Raw genomic sequence first — 21,607 nt, forward strand, 5'->3', positions numbered from 1 at the left:
CCAGTTTCCTTATCGACTTCGTACTGCACGAAGTTGTAGAGCATACCGGAGAAGTTCACCGGATGGCCGTGAGAAAGGTGTCCACCGTGGTCGAGCTTGAGGCCGAGGACCTTGTCACCCGGTTTGAGAACGGCGAAGTAAACAGCAGCGTTAGCCGGAGAACCGGAAAGCGGCTGGATGTTCACGTGGTCGCAACCAAAGAGCTTCTTGCAACGATCGATAGCGAGAGCTTCCATTTCGTCGATAACTTCGTTACCACCGTAGTAACGCTTGCCAACGTAACCTTCGCTGTACTTGTTGGTGAGGACGGAACCCATGGCTTCCATCACTGCCTTGGAAGTGTAGTTTTCAGAAGCGATAAGTTCGATGCCGTATTCCTGGCGTTCGGCTTCCTTCTGAATAATGTTATAGATTTCCGGATCGGTCTGTTGCAATGTAGATTTAAGCATTATAGCTCCTTTAAAGTTCGCGCCACAAATATAGTAAAATTTTGTATATTACCCCAAAAAGGATAGACCATGTACCCAAATAAAGTTCGCCGTGATATTGCCATTCTCGTTCCGCCCGATGTTAAAAGTGTTCTAGAAATCGGAGCCGGATCCGGCAGAAACTGCGTTCTTTACCCGAAAGACGCCTACAAGGTCGCCATCGAGCCCGAAAACCGCGAAGATATGCAGACCGCGGACAAGGTTCCGGGCGGGTTCAACGAATACCACCACGTCTTTTACGAGCAGTACACCGAAGACCGCAAGTTCGACCTCATCGTCATTTGCGATGTTCTGGAACATGTAAACGACCCGGTAGACATGATCAACTTCTGTAAGAAGCATCTGAATCCGGAAGGCCACATCCTGATTTCACTCCCGAACTTTTTGAGCATCGAGACGATTTTCCAGATTCTCGTGTTTCGCGACTTCCGCTATGTGCGCGTGGACCAGGGCGAACGCTGCTACGGCGTTTTGGACATCAACCACAAGACGTTCTGGACCAAAAAGAGCTTCCGCCGTTTCGCGAAAGAAAACGGTCTCGAAATCGAGCAAACTATTGGCATTAGGAAGCAGCTCAAGTTCATGCCGAGGCTCCTCGCCCACAGCAACTTCTTGCCGCTGCAATACGGCTTTTTAATCAAGGTCAAGGACTTCAAGCCCAACGAACGCCACTGGGGAATGTAGGTTAGTAGACAGTAAGAAGTTGGATGTAGGGACGCCATAGCGAGCGTCCCTTTTTTATCGAGGACCGGCTTCTTTTTTCACTCGGGCGGCAAGATCAGCATCTGCCTTTTCGACCACAGCCTTGTAATCCGGTTTAAAGCCAAGAGCATCACCCGAAAGATTTTCACCAGCGCGACCAAACATGTTGTCTTGCATATAGACATAGCCCTGCGTCGTCACATCAGGCATTACATCGTCGTTGAAAACTCGATAAACCAAAACCGGAGTTTCGTTATTGAAAACGTTACTCTCTATATAGCACAACGCGGAATCCGAGCATTCAAAACCCGCATATTTCACATCATCGAAGAAATTATCGTATGCATGCATTTTTCCATAACGAGCTACAACGCCTCGCGAATCCAGATTCGTAAAGTAATTATGATGGAGCGTAAACGTCTGTAGCGAATCCACATAGATCTCCGGTTCAAGCCCAAACAAAATACCGGACTGAGCGTTTTCAAAGCGGCTCCACGAGACCGTAACCGCAAGCGAGCTGCGCTTGATATCCAATTCAACTAGCGGATATTCCTCGAACAAGCAATGGTCAATCCAAATATGATGCGACATGTAATGAATCGAGAGCGCACGGCGGCTCGTCGTATCTTGAGCCGTAATGGTAGGCGCCGTAAAGGTCAAGTTTTCAAAGATAAGGTTCGATGATTCATCCGTCAAAATGCCCATGCCCGCAATGCGAACATCGCGATCACGACCATCAATCGTCTTGTTCGATTTTACACGCAACGGAGTCCGTAATTTATACGTACCATCATTCTCGAACAAAATCCAAACGGAGCCTTCCTTTTCAGCACATTCACGGAGCGATCCCGGCGCAGCCTTCACCGAATCTTTGAACATGACATAATCTTCCGTCGTTGTCACCACACATATTTCGCCTTTGGCTTCCCTAATTTTTCCAGAGCTATCCGTAGCACCGGCAGCACCTAAAGTTCCCTCGGCATACCCTTCAAGCTGCTTGAGCAATGCATCATGAGCACTCCATTCGCTTTCGGGATTATTATTTGCGGTCGACTGTTTAGACTTGGAAAACTTGATAGTCGAAGAAGTATCAGAAGCATCTACAAACAAAGTATCACCCGTATCGGTTTGGACCATAACCGAATAAACTTCTTGCGGTTCACCTATTTGAACATCGAAACTTCCCTGCGGCAAAGAATCGATTACAAAATGTCCAGCACTATCAGGAACTACATAACGATCAAGACCAGCAACGCGAACAACAGGCGCTGATTCACCAAACACCATAAAACCCTCAATGGACGAAAGTTCACCAAGTTTTATGGTATCCACTTTAGAATCAGAAATTTCATCAAAAGCAACGGAATGTACTGCGCCCGAAGCCTTAGAATTATTCACATTACGCACTTCAATGGTGTAGCGACCATTGCGCACTTCGAACGAAACACGCCCATCCTCATTGGTTTCATTCCAAGCATTTTCCGCAGGGCCGCTAGAAAGATAATCATTCGGCAAAATTCGAACACGCGCTGCCGACGCAGGCGATCCATCTGCCGTCTGGACAAACAAAGCAATTGTAGATTCCGCTTCGGTGCCACCAGCAACTTTTTCATTGCCGCAAGCCACAAAAAGCAACGAGCACATACTCGTAATAAGTAAAATTCGGGAATGTGCAACAGAGAACCAATTATTAATCATGTTCACACTCCTTTTCTTCGACAACGGTATTCGACATTTCTTGAAGAACTTCCCTGCCATCACAATCGCAATCGCACGGTGAAACATTCTGCATTTCGGCACCGAGAATGCGGCGCTTACGCCCACGTCTCTGCGGTGGTGGATAAGGGTCCGAAAGCGGGAACAATTGCATTCCCAACTGGAACACGCGATTTGGTTTTTGGCATGCCCCCACTTTCGCTAAAACTTCTCGACGGAAACGGCGAACCATTTCAACAAGTTCTTTATACGTATCCTCATTGCAACCAAACGCCAGCGTCGAAAGATTACGTTCACTGCGATCAAAGCGATCCATTGCAGTCTGTGCCACATCCAAATTCTGCTGGATATAAGCATTTACCGCAGTATTGTACGATTCAAAGCCACTCGAAATAAGCCCCTGCGTTTGCTCATAAAAACCGGTCATTTCGTTTTTCTTAATCATCGAAAGGCGTTTCAAAAGCGCAATCGAAGACTTTACCTGGCTTGCTGAAATCGGCGGACGCACCATGAGTCCAAGTGCGGCATCATCGCCCACATACGGGTAAAAAGTCACCAATTCACGGACCACGGCATGGTACCAATGATCAAAATATTCAAATTGGTCACGCGCTAAATTTTCAACTTTGCATTCCTTGGACGCCACAAGCTTTTCCAAGAATTGGCGGCTTTCCGAATGCGTTTTTGCCTGATTGAAAGAAACCATATTGGCAAAATATATTTTTTCGCATTCGTCACCGCAAAAGATGTTCGCAAAAACTTCGACCATTCTATCGGTCAAATTGCGCTTGCCCTGCAATATTTTATTGAACATCGAAGAATCAAATCCCGCTTTTTCAGCAATATAACGATGGCTAAAACGCCAATCGCTTGCATGGCGCTCCTCGTAAGCGTCTTTCAAAAATTCGCGATAATTCAGATATTCAAAAATATTAATCATTGTTTAGCAGGCCGTTAATGGTAAACAGTAATCAGTTTCTAGATAATGTAAATATACATTATTGTCCACAGTTCCACAAATTGAATGTCCACGTTATGTTGTAAAAAACATGAGTTTCGCCCCTCCATCGAAACATGTTTAATGAAAAATTTGTTTTTTCAGTTTTTAATAGCGGAAATAATAACCCTTGGGCAACTTTTTCAGGTCTTCGCGGTCGTTCGCATTTAGCACTTTTCGGCCAAGAGCATTGACCGTAAAGCCATTCTTGCGCGGCGCTGTCGCATGCTTTTTCGAAGCTATTGAAACAGGGCCTGTTTTTTGACGAACCGCTTTGCAACCAGTACGATACACATCCTTCATGTCAAAGGCAATCATGTCCACATTCGGGCCACCATCAGATGTTGCCGATTGCAAAATCACCTTGAAGTCAAGCGCATCAACCCACACTTCATCAATATAGACCGTATCCCATTTATCCCAACTCCCAGTCGGCGGGAATGCGACATCGTAAACGCCGTTGTCAATCGTGATTTTCATATCACGATTCGCGGTGCCGGCAAATGCATAGCGAATCATCACACGAGCGTGTTCTGCAGACTGGTCAGACGTCACCATGTAGGTCGCCTTGCTGTACGCAGAATTGTCGAGATTGAAAAATCCCTTTCCAGTATAGCCTTCATGATTTGCTTCCGAGAAACCATCAGCAATTTCGGGTTCGTACGTTTCAATCACAGAAGGCCAAGCATCCGTCCCCGCGTCAAGCGAGCAAAGGTCTTCTTCGAGATCTTTGATGGTCACTTCACTGCCAGAACTGCTAGAGCTACCGGGACCTTCTTCGTAAGCATCTTCAGAACCATGCGTAATCGGCGTGCAAGCAGCACCGCCCTTGAACATGGCCGTATAGGTAATATCACGAGCTTTCGTCTTGAACCCGTAATAAATCATCTTGTTGGAAATTTCTTTGCAATCGTCATCGACCCACTTTTCAAACGTCTGGCCATTCGGCGTTACGCGAAGCGTCATCGGCGAACCCGCCGGGAAATACTGCGTCTGCGTGATGAGGCCGTTGTAATTCGAGAGGTTCGTCTTGACCTTGATGGTATAGCGTTTCTTGATGCTTGCAACAAGCGTCGTGAGAGCCGTCTTAGCTTCTGCAGAAAGGTTCGTGTTGGACTTGAGATTTTCTTCGAGTTCTTCGCAAATCATCTGTGCATGGCCCATCGATCCCATTTCCTGGAAATGCGTCGTACCATCGTTTACGCCATCGGGGAAATTCGGATATTCGCCCTTTTCCAACTTCTTATAAAGGTAACGGGTTACATAATCGCCCATACCTTTGTACGTATTGTTATACGTGTTGTACGACTTCATGTTCAAATCGACAAACGGAATCTTGTTATTCTTCGCTACAGTCTGCATCATGCCGCGAGCATCGTAGTTGTTGCTACCCGTCGAGAACACGTTGCGGCTTCCGTTCAAGTTCATTGGCGAAACGAGAACGACATTTGCGCCTTTCGCCTTGCCGGCATCTACATACTGCTGGATGAATCCAGAAAACTTTGACGGTTCCACATAGCGGGCGGCCTTTGAATAGTCGCGGTCGTTATGGCCAAACTGCACGAATAAATAATCGCCCTTCTGGAGCTTGCCTTTGACCTCATCTAAACGGCCTTCTTCGATAAACGTTCTGGAACTACGGCCACCAATTGCATAATTCAAGACCTTCACACGGGAGGCATCGAAGAAATATCCAAGCACCTGGCCCCAGCCCGTTTGCGGATAAACGTTATCCTTGTAGGTTTGGACAGTCGAATCGCCAACGACATAAATCGAAAAACTGGTGGAATCACTCACGGCAACACCCGTGAACACCGCAGCAGCAATAAGAAATTTCAATACAGATTTCATAGTAGTTAAGATTTGGGCGGCTACGCCGCAGTTGGCAGAACTTAGTTGGCCCTTCGACAAGCTCAGGGACCCAACAAGGTTGGTGAGCCTGCCGAACCAAAGCTCTAAGTTCTAAATTCTATTTCACCTTCGCCCATGTCGTGGCGTAATTCGTTTTACCTTGGCGGACCATCACTCGATAAAGCCCGTTTGCACGCACGATAGAGGATAAATCAACATCGCCGGCCTGCACCGTTTTACGCACCACTATGCGACCGCTCATATCGAATACACTTACTTCGGCACGCTCCGTCAGCGAAAGCAAATCACCGCGAAGTTTTACGCCGGCATCAGCTTTGACACCCTGCAATTTCGTTGTATGGCAATCTACACCCACGCGGCAAACGCCCTCCAAGCTAAAGCCAAATGCATCAAGGTTCGGAGCACCATCAGACGTGAGCGACATGAACTTGAGTTTTGCTTCGCCCTGCGGGACATCCAAAACAACATAAGCCGTATCCCACTTGTCCCAGCCACCTGTCGGTGGAGCATTCAAATAATAGTCATGGTCGAGATAAGCGTTGAACATGCGATCTGTGGAGCCACCATTTGCGTAGCGAACCGCAAGAGTCACGTAACCTGCACCAGGGAACTTCATATTGTAAGTAGCAAATGAAGAGTTTGTGTTATCCAGATTGTAGTAGCCCTCGCCAGTAAAACCGGGCCATTCTTCTTGCGTCCAACCGATTCCAGCGTCATCCGGCTTGGCGGCATCAAAATATTTCTTGATATCCTTATCGATCTTGAGTGTCGTATCCTTCGGGCCATCAATCGGCGTAAACGGTTCGAACGTCACGTCGTCGAGGCTCTTCGGGGTCGTGGTCGGGAATGCGGTCAGCGCCTTGCCATCGCCTTCGTACTTCTGGGCAGTACCGCCCTCATAAACAGCAGTGTACTGCGTTGCGGCATCACCCATGACAAATGTATGGATGTACGGAGACTTCACATTGGAACGGCTCGGAGCACCAACCTTGTTGCCCTTGCCATCATACCAGCCGAGGAACTTCTTGCCGCTCTTCGGGATAGTCTTGAGCATCACGGTCATCCCCTTCGGGTAATAAGCGCTGATAGAAGTCGCTTCGGCAGCGCCTTCCGGGCTCACCTTGACACTCACCTGGTACATGGGCGCCATGTAGTCGCCAAGCTTTTTCACAATCGGGTCCTTGTGAGCACGCATCTGTTCCGTGATAATACGGCCAAAAGCATTCGCACCGTTCATCTGCAAATGCACGGCGTCTGTCTGGTCGCTTCCCAAGTTGCTGTATTCAGACTTGCTTGCATAATTGAAGACATACTGTTCCGCATAGCGTTCTCCAACAGAAATCATATAGTTCGCCACCATTTCGCTCATGTCGATAAACGGCACGTTGAGTTCTTCGGAGAGCTTTTGGTTCAGCGCCGGGTAGCCACGATAGCTGTTATGAATCTGCGTCGGAGAATCATAATACTTACGACGAATCGGGCTCATGATAATCGGGTAAGCGCCTTTCGCCCTCACATCGCTCACCATCTTTTTCATGTTGGATGCGAAAAAATCTTCTGTACTGTAGTTCACGTCATTAATGCCGAACTGGATAACAACATAATCGCCAGCTTGAAGTTTATCCGCAATGCAGTTGCCGTTGGAACAGCCCTTCTTGAAGAACATGTCGTAGTAGCCGACAGCAGTGCCACCTTTCTTGTCCTTGCCTCCGCCACCAAGCGACATGCCTCCCTGGCCACGATTCACCACCACAGCCTTGTTCACATCGAACCAGTAATGAAAATCCTGGCCCTGTCCCTGCTTGGGGTAATAACCTTCGGCCCAATCTTGCATGGTGGAGTCACCACACATATAAATAGTGACCTTAGCCATTGCAATCGGTGCGGCCAACATAGAAGCCGTAACAACTCCTTGCCAAACTTTGCTAAACATTCCCATTTTCAAGCCCCTTACTTCAAAGCGTTATGTATGGACTTCAAGATTACACGGCCATTCAGCTTCACGACCATCATGTAGGCACCACGCGGGAGCATTTCACGATCAAACATGACCTTAGACGTTCCGGCAGTTACGTTGCGGGAAATTCCGCTAACAAGCTTACCCGTCATATCGTAAGCGTAAATTTCTGCAAGCCCGGCTTCACGAGTCTTGAGAATTCCCGTCACCGGATTATAGACATTCGGCATAAATGTCTGCGGGGCAATCGATACAGGCTTATCGATAACCTGAGTTCCGTCGTAAAGTTCTACGCCATCGATGCCAAATGTGAACATATCGACATTCGGGCCACCATCGCTCGTCATCGATGTAAGCTTGAGCGTATTCACGCCAGCCTTCAACTTCACATCAATTTTCGCTTCTTTATACGTTGTCCAACCTGTAGCCGGGAAACTCACCGTACCTGCCGACTTGCCATTCACGCTAACAGCCATGCCACGATCAGCATTTCCGCCATTAGCATAACGGATTGTAAGCGTTGTCTTCGCTTCGGTCTTCGAGAAGATTTCCCAAACGCCATAGCTAGAAAGATTGTTATCAAAATTGAAGTAACCGTTCTTGAGGAATCCCTCGTTCTCGGTTTGCGTCCAGCCAACACCATCCTTCGGCGTAGATGCATCGAGCAAGGACAAACCATTGTTCACCACCGGAGTTGTGTCGGCAGGTGCAGGGTCTTCGCCCACCACATAAATATCCGGCTGCTTGAGAGATTTCGCCATATCGGGCAAGAAGTATCCCGGATGCGGTGGCTGGTTGTAAGCTGTATTTTCGGAAGCGACTGCCGTGCGGTAGGTGGCATCGTGCATCAGCGTATAAAGGCGATACGGAGATGTCACCGGAGTAGAGACAATGTATATCGTGGTCGGATCCTTTTCGCTACGCACCACCAGTTCTTCGCGCCAGTCGCCGAAGAGATCGGCCACGAGGCTCGGGGTATTCTTGGAGCCGTTGCAGCCCGTCACGCCAAGCGCGGCAGGGCCATCAAAGTAAACTTCAGCCTTGATATCCTTAGAATTGAACTTGGTCACGTAGGCTCCATCCAAGAGTTCATCCTGCAGGTCACCGTCAAAATAAATGCGGAAGTTCTGCGAAACAGCCGGAGAACCGATTCTTTCGTGCTTTACGGTAAACATTCCACCGCCCTTCGCAGACCACATTTCGTAACCGCGATGGGTAGAATCTACGTCAGCAGCCATGCCGCGTCCGTTATCTACGCCAGGGTTCGGCTGTGGCGTCCCCCAGATAATCGTACCGTCGTTTGCACGGAGTTCATCGGTATATTTGGCATCCTTGTGTTCGTGCACGTCCCAGGATTCAAGACCCGGACGGTCCGGATCCATATCGGCAATATGGTGGGCATCGCCATGACCAAGGCCAGTGCGGTAACGCAGGGTGCCATCGTGATTCAAGGCTGCAGCACCGAAAAACACTTCATCATAACCGTCTCCATCGAGGTCAGCCGCCTGAAGACTGTGGTTACCCTGTTCGTAAAGACCCTTGCCTGGATCTTCGGACTTGTGAAGCCAGCGCAACTTCAAATCCTTGCCGTCAAAATCGTACGCAGCCACGTAAGCCGAGCTGTAGTAGCCACGGACGAAAATAGCACTCGGATGTACGCCATCCAGATAACCCGTCGCCGCCAAGTAGCGTTCGCAGCGGTTGCCGTAGTTGTCCCCCCACTTGCCTTTAGCCTGCGGAGAAGAATGGCTCAAGATATTTCGGCTGGGTGTATATTCGATTGTCGTAATAGCAGCACCATCAGTGCCACGGAACACCGTTAGATATTCAGGCCCCTTGAGGATAATTCCGTTACCATCGCGATAATCCGCAGACTTGTCACCAATCACCTTGCCTGTTCCGTCAATCGTTCCGTCGGCGGTTTTCACAATCATTTCGGCCTTGCCGTCGCCATCGTAGTCAAATACCTGGAACTGCGTGTAGTGCGCACCGGCGCGAATATTCTTGCCGAGGTCAATGCGCCACAAGCGCTTGCCATCGAGCTTATAAGCATCAATGAACACAGTGCCCGTGTAACCCGTTTGCGAGTTATCGTGAGCATTGCTCGGATCCCACTTCAAAATCAATTCATATTCGCCGTCACCATCGAGGTCGGCTGTGCTCATATCGTTCGGAGTGTAAGTGCACTTTTCGCCATCCGGCATTGTCTGCGCAGCCGGAACTTCTAGTTTAATCGTCTTATACGGGAACGATTTTCCGCTGTTCGAAACCGTCTTGTCCAAGACGAGCGACTGAGCGACCTTAGCCTGTTCCTTGCCATCAACAACAGCAGCAATCGTGTACTTGGAAGTTGATTTTCCATCTTTATCGAGGAAGTTCGTGCCACCCGTCTTTCCAATAGAGGCAATTTTCGTACCATCGCGATAAAGATTAAATTCCGTAGCCGGGCCATCCGTACCGAGCAAGCGCCAGCTCACAAGCATGCCATTGCCCACATTTGACGCGACAAGTCCACGAGTCAAGTTTTCCATCTGACGCGGCGCAGCAAATACAGGAACAGCCAGCCCTGCAGCAAGCAAAGAACTGGCAAAAAACGTCCTAAAATTTCGATTACATCCCATAGCAACTTTCCTAATTATAGGTTCATATTACTCTTAATATAATCTAATATCTATAAAAAAGTCCACATTGTTTGTTATATTAATGTTTCAGTATTAACTGTTCTAAACAGCCATGTCCACAGTCTTCATAAAAAAATTGTCTACAGTTTAAAAGCCGTTTTTCACGCGACTTTATGACCAAAAATGACGATTATTAGACAGAAACAAACATACAAAAGACGTTTTTTGGGCAATTACAATCGCGTAAGTCATTCCTTTAACTATATTTGACGACGAGTATGCCGCATTGGTGGAAAAATTTTTCGTGGGAATGGTTGTTCGATAACATCGCAGCCCGTTCACCGACTTTTGTAAAGATTATGGTTGTCACAGGAAAGTCGTTCCTGTATTACCACGGCATGACCCGTGCCGCGTCCTTGACCTATACAACGCTTGTAGCAGTCGTCCCGCTCCTCATCATGCTCACCTCCATTACACTTGCGGTCGGGTTCGGTAATTTCATTTCGGACTACCTCCCCATCGTGATTGACATGCTCAATTTGGACTGGCCAACCGAGCAGATTATGGATATCGTTGAAAACGCGGAACACATTCCGATTCGTAAACTTGGCTTCATCGGTGCCGGCGGTCTTTTTGTAACGTTCATTCTTGCCTTTGGAAGCCTCGAAACCAATTTTAACGTGGTCTGGGAAAACAAGACTTCGAGAACTTTGGTGCGCCAAATTAAAGTCTACACACCGTTTTTGCTCATCGGCGCGATTGTCGTCGGCATGTTCGCCGGGTTCGTAAACCACGTGCAAAACGTGCTCTCGGTTATTATTGTCGACGGGTTCCATTTTTCGCCAGAAGTCATCAAAGCGCTTATTACCGCATTCTGGTATTCGGCATTCCATATCGCCGTTCTGCTTGTAATTTTCATTATGCTTTACTTGTTGCCGGCACGCCCCGCAGGCCACAAGCCTTACACCCGCAAAAAACTGTTCTTGGCATCGATGCTCTCGACCATGATTTCTTGGCTCGCCATCAACATTTACGTGAAGATTTTGATGCTCATCCAAACGGCAATGGTCACGCGTATGTCCATTTTCTACGGATCGCTAGCTTTTATTCCACTATTCCTCTTCTTGCTTTTTGGCGTTTGGTCCATCATTTTGTGCGGCAACAGTCTCGTGTGGACGATTTGCCACTGGCCAGCAGTCAGCACAAAGAGCTGGAGATGGGAAGGTCAACCGGAGGATCTATAATGAAAGCAAAACTTTTGACATCTCTCCTTATGGCACTCACTCTTGCCGTAAGTTCCCATGCAGAACTCCAAGGTTCCAAGGATTACGAACCAAGTAAAGTGGCAACCTCTGATTGGAGCGCGCTCCTTGGCGTCAGCGGCGGCAATTCCCTGATTGCTCGCGACGGCACCATTTTCATGAACCTCCGCGTCGGTGTCGTGTTGAACCCGCACATTAGCCTGGGCGCATACTTTTCCACCATCCTCAGCGACGTGAAAAACCCGAAGGTCCGCCACCCGCAAATGCTCGACTACCATTCTTACGGCATTTTCGCTGAACCGGTCGTTTTCCGCAGCGGACTTTTCTCTATTTCGCTCCCGGTGAGCATCGGTGGCGGCAGCGTGAACTTTTTGAACAAGGGCGACGAAGACGGTTTCAAGTCTGATGACGCATTCTTTATCTCGGACTTTTCGGCACAGTTCAACTTCCGCGTCACAAAACTCCTTGAAGTTTCTGTTGGCGGCGGCTACAGGCTGTTTGCAGGCATCGAAGAAAACAACCTCAAGAACAAGGATTTCCGCACGCCGTTCGGCGAACTGAGATTCACGTTTAAGGAATAAGCGCGAGGCGCAGTAGGAAGTAGACAGTAGACGGTAGGAAGATAGTCTCAGTCATCCTCAGTGAAGTGCGAAGCACGAAATCGAAGGATCTAATATAATTAGAAACGCCCGGCAGAAGTGAACTGCACGGGCTGTTTTTTTTTTGAAAATTATGGATCCCGTCGCTACGCCCAGGATGACTGTAGGCAAAGGATGCTTAGCAAATGGTTGATTGCAAAATCGTTTATTTTGCCAACAGCTGTTTGCAAAATTTTGAGTATTTCCGTTTTTCGAGATTTCCGTTTGTAGATTTAGTACACAAAAAAACAAAATGTCATGAAAAACACGAATCATTGACATCGGATTTTTTAAAACTTATTTTTAGAGGCAAAGGCTCATGAATGGCATACAAGGCAGAACAAATAGCTCAATTGCTTTTATCAAAAGCTGCAGAAGGAAATCAGGAATTGATGTCCAATCTCAAGCTGCAGAAAATGCTTTATTACGAACAGGGCTTCCATTTGGCGGCATTTGACACCCCTTTATTTGACGAAAATATCGAAGCATGGATGTTTGGCCCCGTAGTTCCCGAAGTCTATGAAAAATATGCAAAATACGATGCAAAAGGAATAGAACCCCCTGCCCAAATTGACATCAAGCTAAGCGAAGAAGAAACAACATTGTTCAACAATGTCTTTGATGTTTACAACCAGTATTCTGCTGTAAAATTAGTGGAAATGACTCACAGCGAGCCGCCATGGAATTCAGTTTCTCCTGGCAAAGGAAATATTATCAGCCAAGAATCAATGAAAAGATTCTTTTTAACAAGACTCGCCTAAACAACATCAATGACACATAAATTCAAAATCATCCCGCCAATACAAGGAGTCGCAAGCGTTTCTAGAACAGCTGTATCTAGCAACAACGTTCTTTTTTCTTTCAAATATTTGGTTGAAGAATCATACAACAGATGCTGTAACTCAAAATTTTTTACAGATTTATTAGGACGATTCAAAAAATATTCAACATTAGGCTGGCAAGAAATCTGTGCTTCTGGGCGACATCAATGGGGCATGGAAAAAATGCCTGTTGAGCAGATTAAACACACCGCAAAAGTTGAATGTTTAACACCTGACGTAAAAGATTTGCATATTCTCCGTTCAAGCGGGGACAATCGCGTTTTAGTAGGATTACAAGAACAACAAGTATTCCACATTTTCTTTATAGAAGCAAACTTCGGCGATATTAGCAATCATTGATAAAAGCATCTCCTTTCTTAATAATTATCTTTTAAGCAATGCTTGATTACATTTCGATTCGCGGTTGCAGACTCCATAATTTAAAGAATGTCAACGCTCAGTTTCCACTGGGGAAAATTACGGTTGTGTGCGGACCGTCAGGTTGCGGAAAATCGACGCTCGTGATGGACACGCTCCACGGTGAAAGCAAGCGGCGTTACCTCGAAACGCTCTCGCCCTTTGCGGCAGATTTGCTCGGAGGCAAGCGAAACATTCCGCTTGACAGCGCCGAAGGACTCCCGGCAAGTTTAGCGATTGCCGCCACGCGAGGAGAGGCACCTGCGAAAGCAACTGCACTTTCGATAGCCGAATGCGACAACGCCTTGCGTACATTGTTTGCAGCGTTCGCAAAGCCCGCCTGCCCGATTTGCGGAGCTCCGATGGTAAGCCAGAGCCGCGAAGAGATTATTCGCGAAATTGCGGGAATGTCCGTTGGGACAAAGCTACAGTTCTTGGCGAGAATCGAGACGGGGAATGACAAGGAGAATGCGCAGGGCAAAAGTCGCACGACTTTGGATAAGTTGTCCGCAGTGTTTTTGGCACAAGGTTTTACGCGTGCGATAGCCGATGGCACCATGTATTCGCTTGCAGACTTGCTCCCCGGCGAAAAAGTCTTGACTCCCAAAGAATTTTTCATCATCGTTGATAGAATCATCGTCCGCGAAAACACGCGCACACGAATCGCAGAAGCTGTTGACGGCACGCTAAAACTTACGCATTCCGCAATCACGCTTGACATTGCTGGCGAACGCAAGTTCTACAGCACAAAGCCGTGCTGCCCAAACGCAGGCGATGAACAGCACCAATCGCAAATATCCAGCGAAACCGTCGCCAACCTAGATGCCCGCGCATTTTCGCCTTACAACCGCACCAGTATTTGCGAATACTGCGAAGGCACCGGAATCGTTCAGGAAGCGACAACAAAAGAGAACGCGAACCGTCAAAAGAACCGCGCCGACAACGATGTAAAAAGCGACGATGACGAAAACGCTGAATGCCCGCATTGCCACGGATTCCGCCTCAAGAAAACATATCTAAACGCCACCATTGACGACGTGAGTTACAAGCAAATTCTCACAACTGAATTTACGGAATTGCCGAAACTTTTGCACCAAATTTTCGACAACAAAATCGGGCAGAATTTAAAAGCGACATTCAATTCGCTCCTCGACCGCATCGAGGCAATTAACGATTTGGGCATTGGCTACCTCACGCCAGGGCGCGCGGGGCAAACGCTTTCGGGCGGCGAATTGCAAAGGCTCAAGCTCGCAAGCCTCAGCACCGGGCACTTGAACGGGCTTTTGATTGCGCTTGACGAACCTGCCAGCGGTCTCCACGCCAGCGATGTCGCCGCACTCTGGAAAGTGCTCGAGAAAATCCGCAAGCGCGGCAATACGCTCGTACTCATTGAGCACAATCCGCAAATCATCAAGCGAGCCGATTACATCATTGAAATGGGTCCTGGCGCAGGCGAAAAGGGCGGCGAGATTCTGTTCCAAGGCTCTCGCGACGAAGTGCTTGAAAATCCAGAATCACCCACGGGGAAATGGATTAAAGTAGTAGGAAGTCGGAAGTCGGAAGTCGGAAGAAATGCAAAATGTCATTGCGAGGAGCAAAGCGACACGGCAATCCACAAAGGCAAGGAAAACGCAGCAATTCTCGTTGAGAATTTTGCGAAGTTCGACATGGCGCCGGTGAACGCGGCCTTCCCCATCAACAAATTCAGCGTGATTACGGGCCAAAGCGGCAGCGGAAAATCGACACTCCTTTTCGAAAACATTGCCAAACGCGCCAAAGCCGAAGAATTCAAAAAACTAGGTATCGACGCCCTTTCCATTCTCACGACCGGAGATTTTCACGGAAGCAAACGCAGCACCGTCATGAGCGCCATCGGTCTCACCACGCTATTGCGCGACTTATTTGCGAATCTCCCCGAAAGCAAAGTGCGCGGCTACACGGCATCTAAATTCACGACGCACGCCCCCGGCGGTCGCTGCGAGAACTGCAAAGGCGAAGGAGTCATCTACGATCCGCTCGGCTACGAAGAATCCGAATGCCCCGTTTGTCTCGGTAAACGCTTCCGCGATGAAGTCTTGGAAATCCGTTTCAAGTCGCTTTCCATCGCCGACATTTTGGACATGGAAATCGGCAGTGCATACAAGCTATTCACAAACATGAAGCCATTCGCCGAAAAGCTCAAACCGCTTGTCGATACAGGCCTCGACTACCTCAAACTCGGACAAACGACAGCGCACCTCTCCGGTGGCGAACGCGCACGACTCCGCCTTTCCATTACGCTCGCACGCGCCAAAGCGCCAAACACATTGTTCCTCTTTGACGAACCCGCCCGCGGGCTGCATCAAAAAGACATCCAGCAATTGCTCGGCCTCATTCGCGGACTCTGCAATGCAGGCCACACAATCATCGCCATCGAACACGCGCAAGACTTTGTTGACGCAGCGGATTACGTTGTGGAATTGAAACGGAAATAAAAATATCTTTCTGTAATTCAAAAAATATATTTTAGATGTACCGCACAGGACGTTGCAAGGAGGATTTATGAACATTCGCAAATACTGGAAAAGGATTTTGTTTTCGGCCACAGCTCTATTTTGGGCTAGTTGCGGCGGAGACAGCGAAAATTCACCATTCATTCCATACAACAACGGAAACGAAACTCCATCCAGCAGCTCCGCCGAGAATACAACAAGCAGTTCTGTAAACAACCTTGCAAGCAGTGCAGAAATTCAGGAAAGCAGCTCAAGCGAAACACCATTGAGCAGTTCCCAAACTCTTTCCAGTAGTTCTATCGCGCAATCTTCCAGCAGTTTCAACGTAACACCTACACACAAACTCGCAAGCGACACAACGGTAAAGTGTTATGGAGAACAAATGGGATACCACAAACCCGATTGTTTTTTACCTGGGAACAACTCTTATAAAAAAAAATCGACCATCGTATCCGATCTTAAAGACCTCTTGGAAAACAACAAGACAAGAACCCTAGAAGAACTCAACGCCCTTGAAGATTCATTAGAAGCAATACATGAATTTGAAGATGCTCCCGTTTACGGCGTTTCTTATTGCGTCAGATACACATGGTTGATCCCCTACCATTGCTCAGATGGAAACCAATACTCCGTACACATACCCGATGACAATCCTACAATTGTGGAACACAATACTCTCCCTGCAGACGAATACATGCAAGAAGACAACACCATATATTCATGGAAAGAATACAAAGAAAAATTTCTCAGTTCTAGCAGTGAATCGTCCAGTAGTTCAACCGTTCCTTCACCCCTCTGCACAAAAAACAATTTTGCCAACATTTTTGATATACAAAAGACTTTCAATAAAACAAGAACAGACCTTACAGATAGCACCATAAGCACCTTAAGTGAAGAAGAGCTTAAAGCGAAAAAGAACTGTCTAAACAAAATCTGGCCATTGGAACTACGCAGTTCTATCGCCACCAAACAAATTTGCGACGGTGACACAATAGTGAATCCGCGTTATCAGGCAAAGCTCGATTCCAACACAGAATATATACAAAAGCAAATTGACGAATGTATGAAAGAGGAATAGCACATGAAAAAGACCGCACTTTCGATTCTAGCATTCGCAGCATTTTGCTCTGCATACGCAGCACCGCTATTTATCGGCTATTACCCTGATTGGGGCAAATGGCATAAGCCCGCCTACACTGTAGATAAAGTTCCGTACAACAAATTAACGCATGTGCTGTGGAGTTTCATCACGCCAAACACGGATGGTTCATTGCGCGGAGACGCCGCAGAAGACCCAAGCGCACTCGATGAAATGGTAACACTCGCCCATGCAGCCGGCACAAAAGTCATCGTCTCGCTCGGCGGTGGCGGACAAAGCGAAAATTTTGTACCCGTGGCCTCAAACGATGCGCTCCGCCAAAAATTCATTGCCAATCTCGTCAAATACGTCGCAGACCACAATCTCGACGGACTCGACATGGACTGGGAATGGGAATACAATCCCGTCCCCGAAGCAGACACAATCGCCTACAGCAAATTGCTAACAGAGCTACGCGAAGCCCTCCCCAAAGACAAAAGCCTTTCGGCAGCACTCCCCTGCTCGCCCTATTACGGGAAATGGTTCACAGCCGAAGTCCTCGTGAAAAACTTGGACTGGTTCGGATTCATGACCTACGACATGACCGGCGATTGGGACGAAAAAGCCATGTTCGATTCTCCGCTCTACCCGCATGACGGATACACCACATGGTCGTGGGAAGAAACGCGCAACTATTGGAAAAAGCGTGGCGTCCCGACAGAAAAGATGGTCTTTGGAATTCCTTCGTTCGGCTTTGAATTCCAAGGAGCAACAGGACCGGGCACCGACTTTACCAAAGGTACCGCCAAGCAGGTACCGTACAAGGATATCGTCGCGAATACCGCGTGGAAATTCCATTTCGATAGCGTATCCGTGGAACCCTACGGAGTCTCTTCGACTGGATACGTCACCTTCGAAGACCCGCATTCTTCCGCCATCAAATCGCGTTGGGTCAAGGAGAACGGTTACGCCGGCATCATGGTCTGGGAAGTTTCGCACGACTACATCGAAGACGTCGGAAATCCGATTCTCGACAGCATTGCCATTGTATTGCGCGAAGAAACTACGGGAATCCGCGACTTCCACAAGAAGCACACGGCAGGCTCTCGGCTAGACGCATCACAATTGCAAAATTTGCAAATCAAACGCGTGGATGCACTCGGAAAAAGCGTACAAAACAAAGGCCGCGAAAATCGCCTAAAGAACAAATTTATTTTCAAAGTAAAACCGTAAATATTCCTTTCCCCTTGCCAAATATCTCTTACTTTAGTATAATTTGATAACGGTTATCAAATTTCGAGATAAGCATGGGCATTATTAAATACAAAACCAAACAGCAGGAACTACTTCTTTCTTGCTTCAAAGCGATGCAGGGCCGCCATTTTACTGCAGAAGATGTGTCGGCTTATTTCCAGAAAAAAAACATTTCTATCGGCATTGCAACAATCTATCGACAAATTGAGAAGTTTGTGGCGCAAGGCGTCGTCCAAAAATATTTTCTTGGCGAGCAGAACGCCGCATGCTTTGAATACATGGGCGAAGAATGCCACAAAGAAGTTTCCCATTTTCACTTGAAGTGCGAAAAATGCGGCACGCTCATCCATCTCGAATGTCATGATCTTGAAAAGCTGAGTTCGCACCTGATGGCGGATCATGGTTTTACGCTAGACCCCTTCCGCACAGTTTTTTATGGACTTTGCAAAAATTGCAGCCACGCCGCCAATAGTTTATAACGCAGTCGATTTCATTTAAAACATTTGCCGAAATAAATCGTCATCCTCGTGAATACGAGGATCAATAAAACTTTTACACAAACAAAGGATTCTTATGAAAAAGAATAAGAAACCGGTGATTCTCATCACTGGGTATTTGGGCTCGGGTAAAACGACCCTTTTGAACAACCTTCTCAAGCAAGAGAAACGAAAAGTCGCCCTCATCGTTAACGACATGGGAAGCATCAACGTCGATGCCGAAATCTTGAAAAAGAACGGCTCGAATGTTACCGAATGCCCGATGTTCGAATTGCAAAACGGCTGCATTTGCTGTACGCTTCGCGACGAATTCATTCAGCAGATTGAAAAAATTTCCAATCTCAATTCTGTAGAAGTCGTGTTCGTCGAAGCCTCCGGCATTAGCGATCCCGGCGCCGTCAGCGCCAGCTTCCTCGCTTACGAAGAAGACAATCCGAATACAAATGTTTACTTGACCTCTATCGTCACGGTTGTTGATGCAGACAGAATCTTCCGCGAATTTCTTAGCGACTTGAAGCAGAGAAAAGAAGCCAAAGACAGTCTTGCCGAAAAATACGATCTCTCGCAAGAAGAAATATCGACGCTCATCGTGGACCAAATCGAGTTCTGCAACTTCATCATTTTGAACAAATGCGATTTGCTCAGCGCAGACCAACTCAAGGAAGTGGAATCCATCGTGCGCGATTTCCAGCCGCGAGCCCCGATTATCCATTCAGTCAACGGCGATATCGACATTGAAAAAATCATGACGACAAAGCCGTTCAACTATGATCAAATTGATTCCTCTTCGGCCATCCAGAAGGCTACCGCAACATTAACCCAGCCAGGTCGCAAGAACAATGGTTGCGTTGACGAATACGGAATTACATCGTTTGTTTTCGAAGCTAGACGCCCGTTCAACAGAACCCGCTTTATGGAATTTGTCAACAACAGATACCCGTCACAGCTCATCCGTTCCAAGGGTTACATCTGGTTTTCAGACTCCAGCAAGGACGTGCAGCTTTTCGAACAGGCAGGTCGTAATTCCTCGATTTTGCCCGTTTCGTACTGGATTGATGCTCTGCGCGAAGACGTTAAGCAATCGTACATCGCCGAAAATCCAGAAATCAAAGAAAATTGGGACTCACGATTTGGCGACCGCGAAAATCAGGTCGTATTCATCGGCAAAGGCTACAACAAGGAAGACATCATGCTCGAACTTGAAAAATGCCTTGACGAGAGAGCGTTTGCTTAACTCGGCAAATTTCACTTTAGAAAAATTCTTCAAAGGCCTTTGCGTTGGCGTAAAGGTCTTTTCCTTTCCAGTCAAAGAGCCCGGCGCCCCACGCACCGCCAATTGTCGGTTCCCAGAAGAACGTACCAATCCAGCGATTCATGCCGCTGATCATTTCGCGCGTCTTTTTACGGGAGCCATCGAATTTGTAATGGTTATCGGAATCACCGCCGTTGTATTCAGCTACGATAAATTCCATTTTTGAATACTTTGTCGTAACTATATTGAACAAATTTTTCCAATTATCGGGAGTGCCATCGCCGTATGCAGTGTAAGCGGAAAAGCCCATCACATCAGCCGGAACCTTATAATCGTCAAAGATGACGCCCATCCACCAGGTAACCGTATTTGCTTGGCGGATACGTTCGATGTGGAGCACAGTTTTCGTTGTCGGAGAAACTTCTTTGACGGCCTTGATACCGGCGTTGAAATACTTGGCCGCATTCGCCTTGCCCGCCGCGGTTCCCATGTCGCCATTGACTGAAGTGGCCGCCTTATCGACACCATTTCCCCAGCAGTCCGTTTTGCTGTTCGGCTTGTGGATCAATATGCCCGGAGTCGTTTCGTTGCCAACCTGCACCATGTCCGGCGTTGCACCGGCATTCTTAAGAGCAATCATCAAGTCCTTCGTGTAAGCGTAAACGGAATCCGCCATCGCATTAGCGTTATTCACGCCGCGCCAGCGTTCAGGAATAATTTGCTTGCCCGGATCCGCCCAGACATCGCTGTAATGGATATCCACGAGGAGCCCCATGCCTGCAGCCTTGACTTTTTTCGCATAAGCCACAACATGTTCCTTGTCGCCATAAGCTTCGGCATCATGGCCGCAGCCACTTGCCGCATAGCCATACTTAGCCTTGGGCGATACAAACGTGCGCAAACGAATCGAGTTGAATCCGTGATTTTTCAAAATCGTGAAGATATCGCTTTCTTTGCCATCGACATCGTAAAATTTTGTGTTATTTCGTTCGTATTCTTGGACTTCAGAAATATCAGCGCCATTAAAGAAATCAATTTTGATAGGTTGTGCGGAAGATGAAGATTCTCTCGAAGAGGATAGTTGCGACGCATTAGAAGACGAAGACAGAGCTTCGGACGAGGATGAATTCTGCGATGGTTCAGATGAAGTCGGTTCTACCGCAGACGATGTTGCTACAGATGAAGATGATTCTGAATCAAGTTCGGAATGACATGACGAAAGAGCCTCAGTGGATGAACTTGAAGATGAAATCTTTGCAGACGATAACGCAAGAGACGAAGACCAAGCCCCTGCAAAGGATGAAGACGAATATGGGGTCGCATCCGAAGAGGATCCAAGCGATTCCTGCGCAGACGAAGAATTTAAAGCATAAACTGGCGATGAAGCAGGATCATCACCACAACCCTGCGAAAGAATCGCAAGCGAAACGCACGCTAAACCGATAAAAGAATATTTTAGAATACTCATGCCAAACCCAATGTCAATACGTCATTCTGAGCCTTTTTATGGCGAAGAATCCAGTTACAAAACTTCCTAGATCTT

16 protein-coding genes and 1 pseudogene are annotated in these 21,607 nt (G+C 47.6%); 10 read left to right on the forward strand and 7 right to left on the reverse strand.

What is annotated here, in order from left to right; translation table 11 throughout:
* Positions 1-449, reverse strand: a pseudogene (locus HUF13_RS06380) (serine hydroxymethyltransferase); the annotation flags it as partial.
* A gap of 69 nt (positions 450-518) precedes the next feature.
* On the opposite strand from HUF13_RS06380, the gene HUF13_RS06385 reads away from it, so the two are divergent.
* Complete coding sequence (locus HUF13_RS06385; RefSeq protein ID WP_109572260.1) at positions 519-1,172, forward strand: bifunctional 2-polyprenyl-6-hydroxyphenol methylase/3-demethylubiquinol 3-O-methyltransferase UbiG; 654 nt, start codon at positions 519-521, stop codon at positions 1,170-1,172.
* Positions 1,173-1,226: 54 nt separating this feature from the next.
* On the opposite strand, the gene HUF13_RS06390 is transcribed toward HUF13_RS06385, so the two are convergent.
* The 5 genes from HUF13_RS06390 to HUF13_RS06410 all read right to left on the reverse strand — a co-directional run bounded on the left by HUF13_RS06390 (position 1,227) and on the right by HUF13_RS06410 (position 10,353).
* A complete protein-coding gene (locus tag HUF13_RS06390; protein WP_173474350.1) occupies positions 1,227-2,888 on the reverse strand; it encodes a right-handed parallel beta-helix repeat-containing protein in 1,662 nt (553 codons plus the stop codon).
* A complete protein-coding gene (locus HUF13_RS06395) occupies positions 2,881-3,846 on the reverse strand; it encodes a TIGR02147 family protein (protein WP_304038890.1) in 966 nt (321 codons plus the stop codon). The genes HUF13_RS06390 and HUF13_RS06395 overlap by 8 nt, the downstream gene beginning before the upstream one ends.
* 165 nt (positions 3,847-4,011) lie before the next feature.
* Positions 4,012-5,742, reverse strand: a complete 1,731-nt coding sequence (locus tag HUF13_RS06400) for a GDSL-type esterase/lipase family protein (RefSeq protein WP_304038892.1) — start codon at positions 5,740-5,742, stop codon at positions 4,012-4,014.
* 130 nt (positions 5,743-5,872) lie between these two features.
* Positions 5,873-7,714, reverse strand: coding sequence for a GDSL-type esterase/lipase family protein (locus HUF13_RS06405; protein ID WP_173474352.1), 1,842 nt, complete (start codon positions 7,712-7,714; stop codon positions 5,873-5,875).
* Positions 7,715-7,725: 11 nt separating this feature from the next.
* The gene (locus HUF13_RS06410) at positions 7,726-10,353 is read right to left on the reverse strand and encodes a carbohydrate-binding protein (protein WP_173474353.1); all 2,628 of its coding nucleotides are present in this window, start codon (positions 10,351-10,353) and stop codon (positions 7,726-7,728) included.
* Positions 10,354-10,631: 278 nt separating this feature from the next.
* On the opposite strand from HUF13_RS06410, the gene HUF13_RS06415 reads away from it, so the two are divergent.
* From HUF13_RS06415 to HUF13_RS06455, 9 genes are all read left to right on the forward strand, one after another.
* On the forward strand, positions 10,632-11,597 hold the full coding sequence (locus HUF13_RS06415) for a YihY/virulence factor BrkB family protein (RefSeq protein ID WP_173474354.1): 966 nt from the start codon (positions 10,632-10,634) through the stop codon (positions 11,595-11,597).
* Positions 11,597-12,196 carry a hypothetical protein gene (locus HUF13_RS06420; protein WP_173474355.1) on the forward strand — a complete coding sequence of 200 codons (600 nt, stop codon included), beginning with the start codon at positions 11,597-11,599 and terminating at the stop codon, positions 12,194-12,196. Before HUF13_RS06415 ends, HUF13_RS06420 begins: the two co-directional genes overlap by 1 nt.
* 380 nt (positions 12,197-12,576) lie before the next feature.
* Positions 12,577-13,014, forward strand: coding sequence for a Panacea domain-containing protein (locus HUF13_RS06425; protein WP_173474356.1), 438 nt, complete (start codon positions 12,577-12,579; stop codon positions 13,012-13,014).
* Positions 13,015-13,023: 9 nt separating this feature from the next.
* Complete coding sequence (locus HUF13_RS06430) at positions 13,024-13,434, forward strand: hypothetical protein (RefSeq protein WP_173474357.1); 411 nt, start codon at positions 13,024-13,026, stop codon at positions 13,432-13,434.
* A gap of 38 nt (positions 13,435-13,472) precedes the next feature.
* Entirely contained in the window at positions 13,473-15,965 is a 2,493-nt protein-coding gene (locus HUF13_RS06435) for an ABC transporter (RefSeq protein ID WP_173474358.1), read from the forward strand.
* Positions 15,966-16,032: 67 nt separating this feature from the next.
* Positions 16,033-17,061 carry a hypothetical protein gene (locus HUF13_RS06440; protein ID WP_173474359.1) on the forward strand — a complete coding sequence of 343 codons (1,029 nt, stop codon included), beginning with the start codon at positions 16,033-16,035 and terminating at the stop codon, positions 17,059-17,061.
* A 3-nt stretch (positions 17,062-17,064) separates the two neighbouring features.
* A complete protein-coding gene (locus tag HUF13_RS06445; protein ID WP_304038894.1) occupies positions 17,065-18,294 on the forward strand; it encodes a glycoside hydrolase family 18 protein in 1,230 nt (409 codons plus the stop codon).
* 74 nt (positions 18,295-18,368) lie between these two features.
* A complete protein-coding gene (locus HUF13_RS06450) occupies positions 18,369-18,794 on the forward strand; it encodes a Fur family transcriptional regulator (RefSeq protein WP_173474360.1) in 426 nt (141 codons plus the stop codon).
* Positions 18,795-18,888: 94 nt separating this feature from the next.
* Positions 18,889-20,046, forward strand: a complete 1,158-nt coding sequence (locus HUF13_RS06455; protein WP_173474361.1) for a GTP-binding protein — start codon at positions 18,889-18,891, stop codon at positions 20,044-20,046.
* Between the two features lie 16 nt (positions 20,047-20,062).
* Here the strand turns inward: HUF13_RS06455 and HUF13_RS06460 are convergent, their stop codons facing one another.
* Complete coding sequence (locus tag HUF13_RS06460; protein WP_173474362.1) at positions 20,063-21,532, reverse strand: glycosyl hydrolase 53 family protein; 1,470 nt, start codon at positions 21,530-21,532, stop codon at positions 20,063-20,065.
* Positions 21,533-21,607: the final 75 nt, after the last annotated feature.

The organism is Fibrobacter succinogenes (assembly GCF_902779965.1).
In the GTDB taxonomy this organism is placed as follows: Bacteria; Fibrobacterota; Fibrobacteria; order Fibrobacterales; family Fibrobacteraceae; genus Fibrobacter; species Fibrobacter succinogenes_F.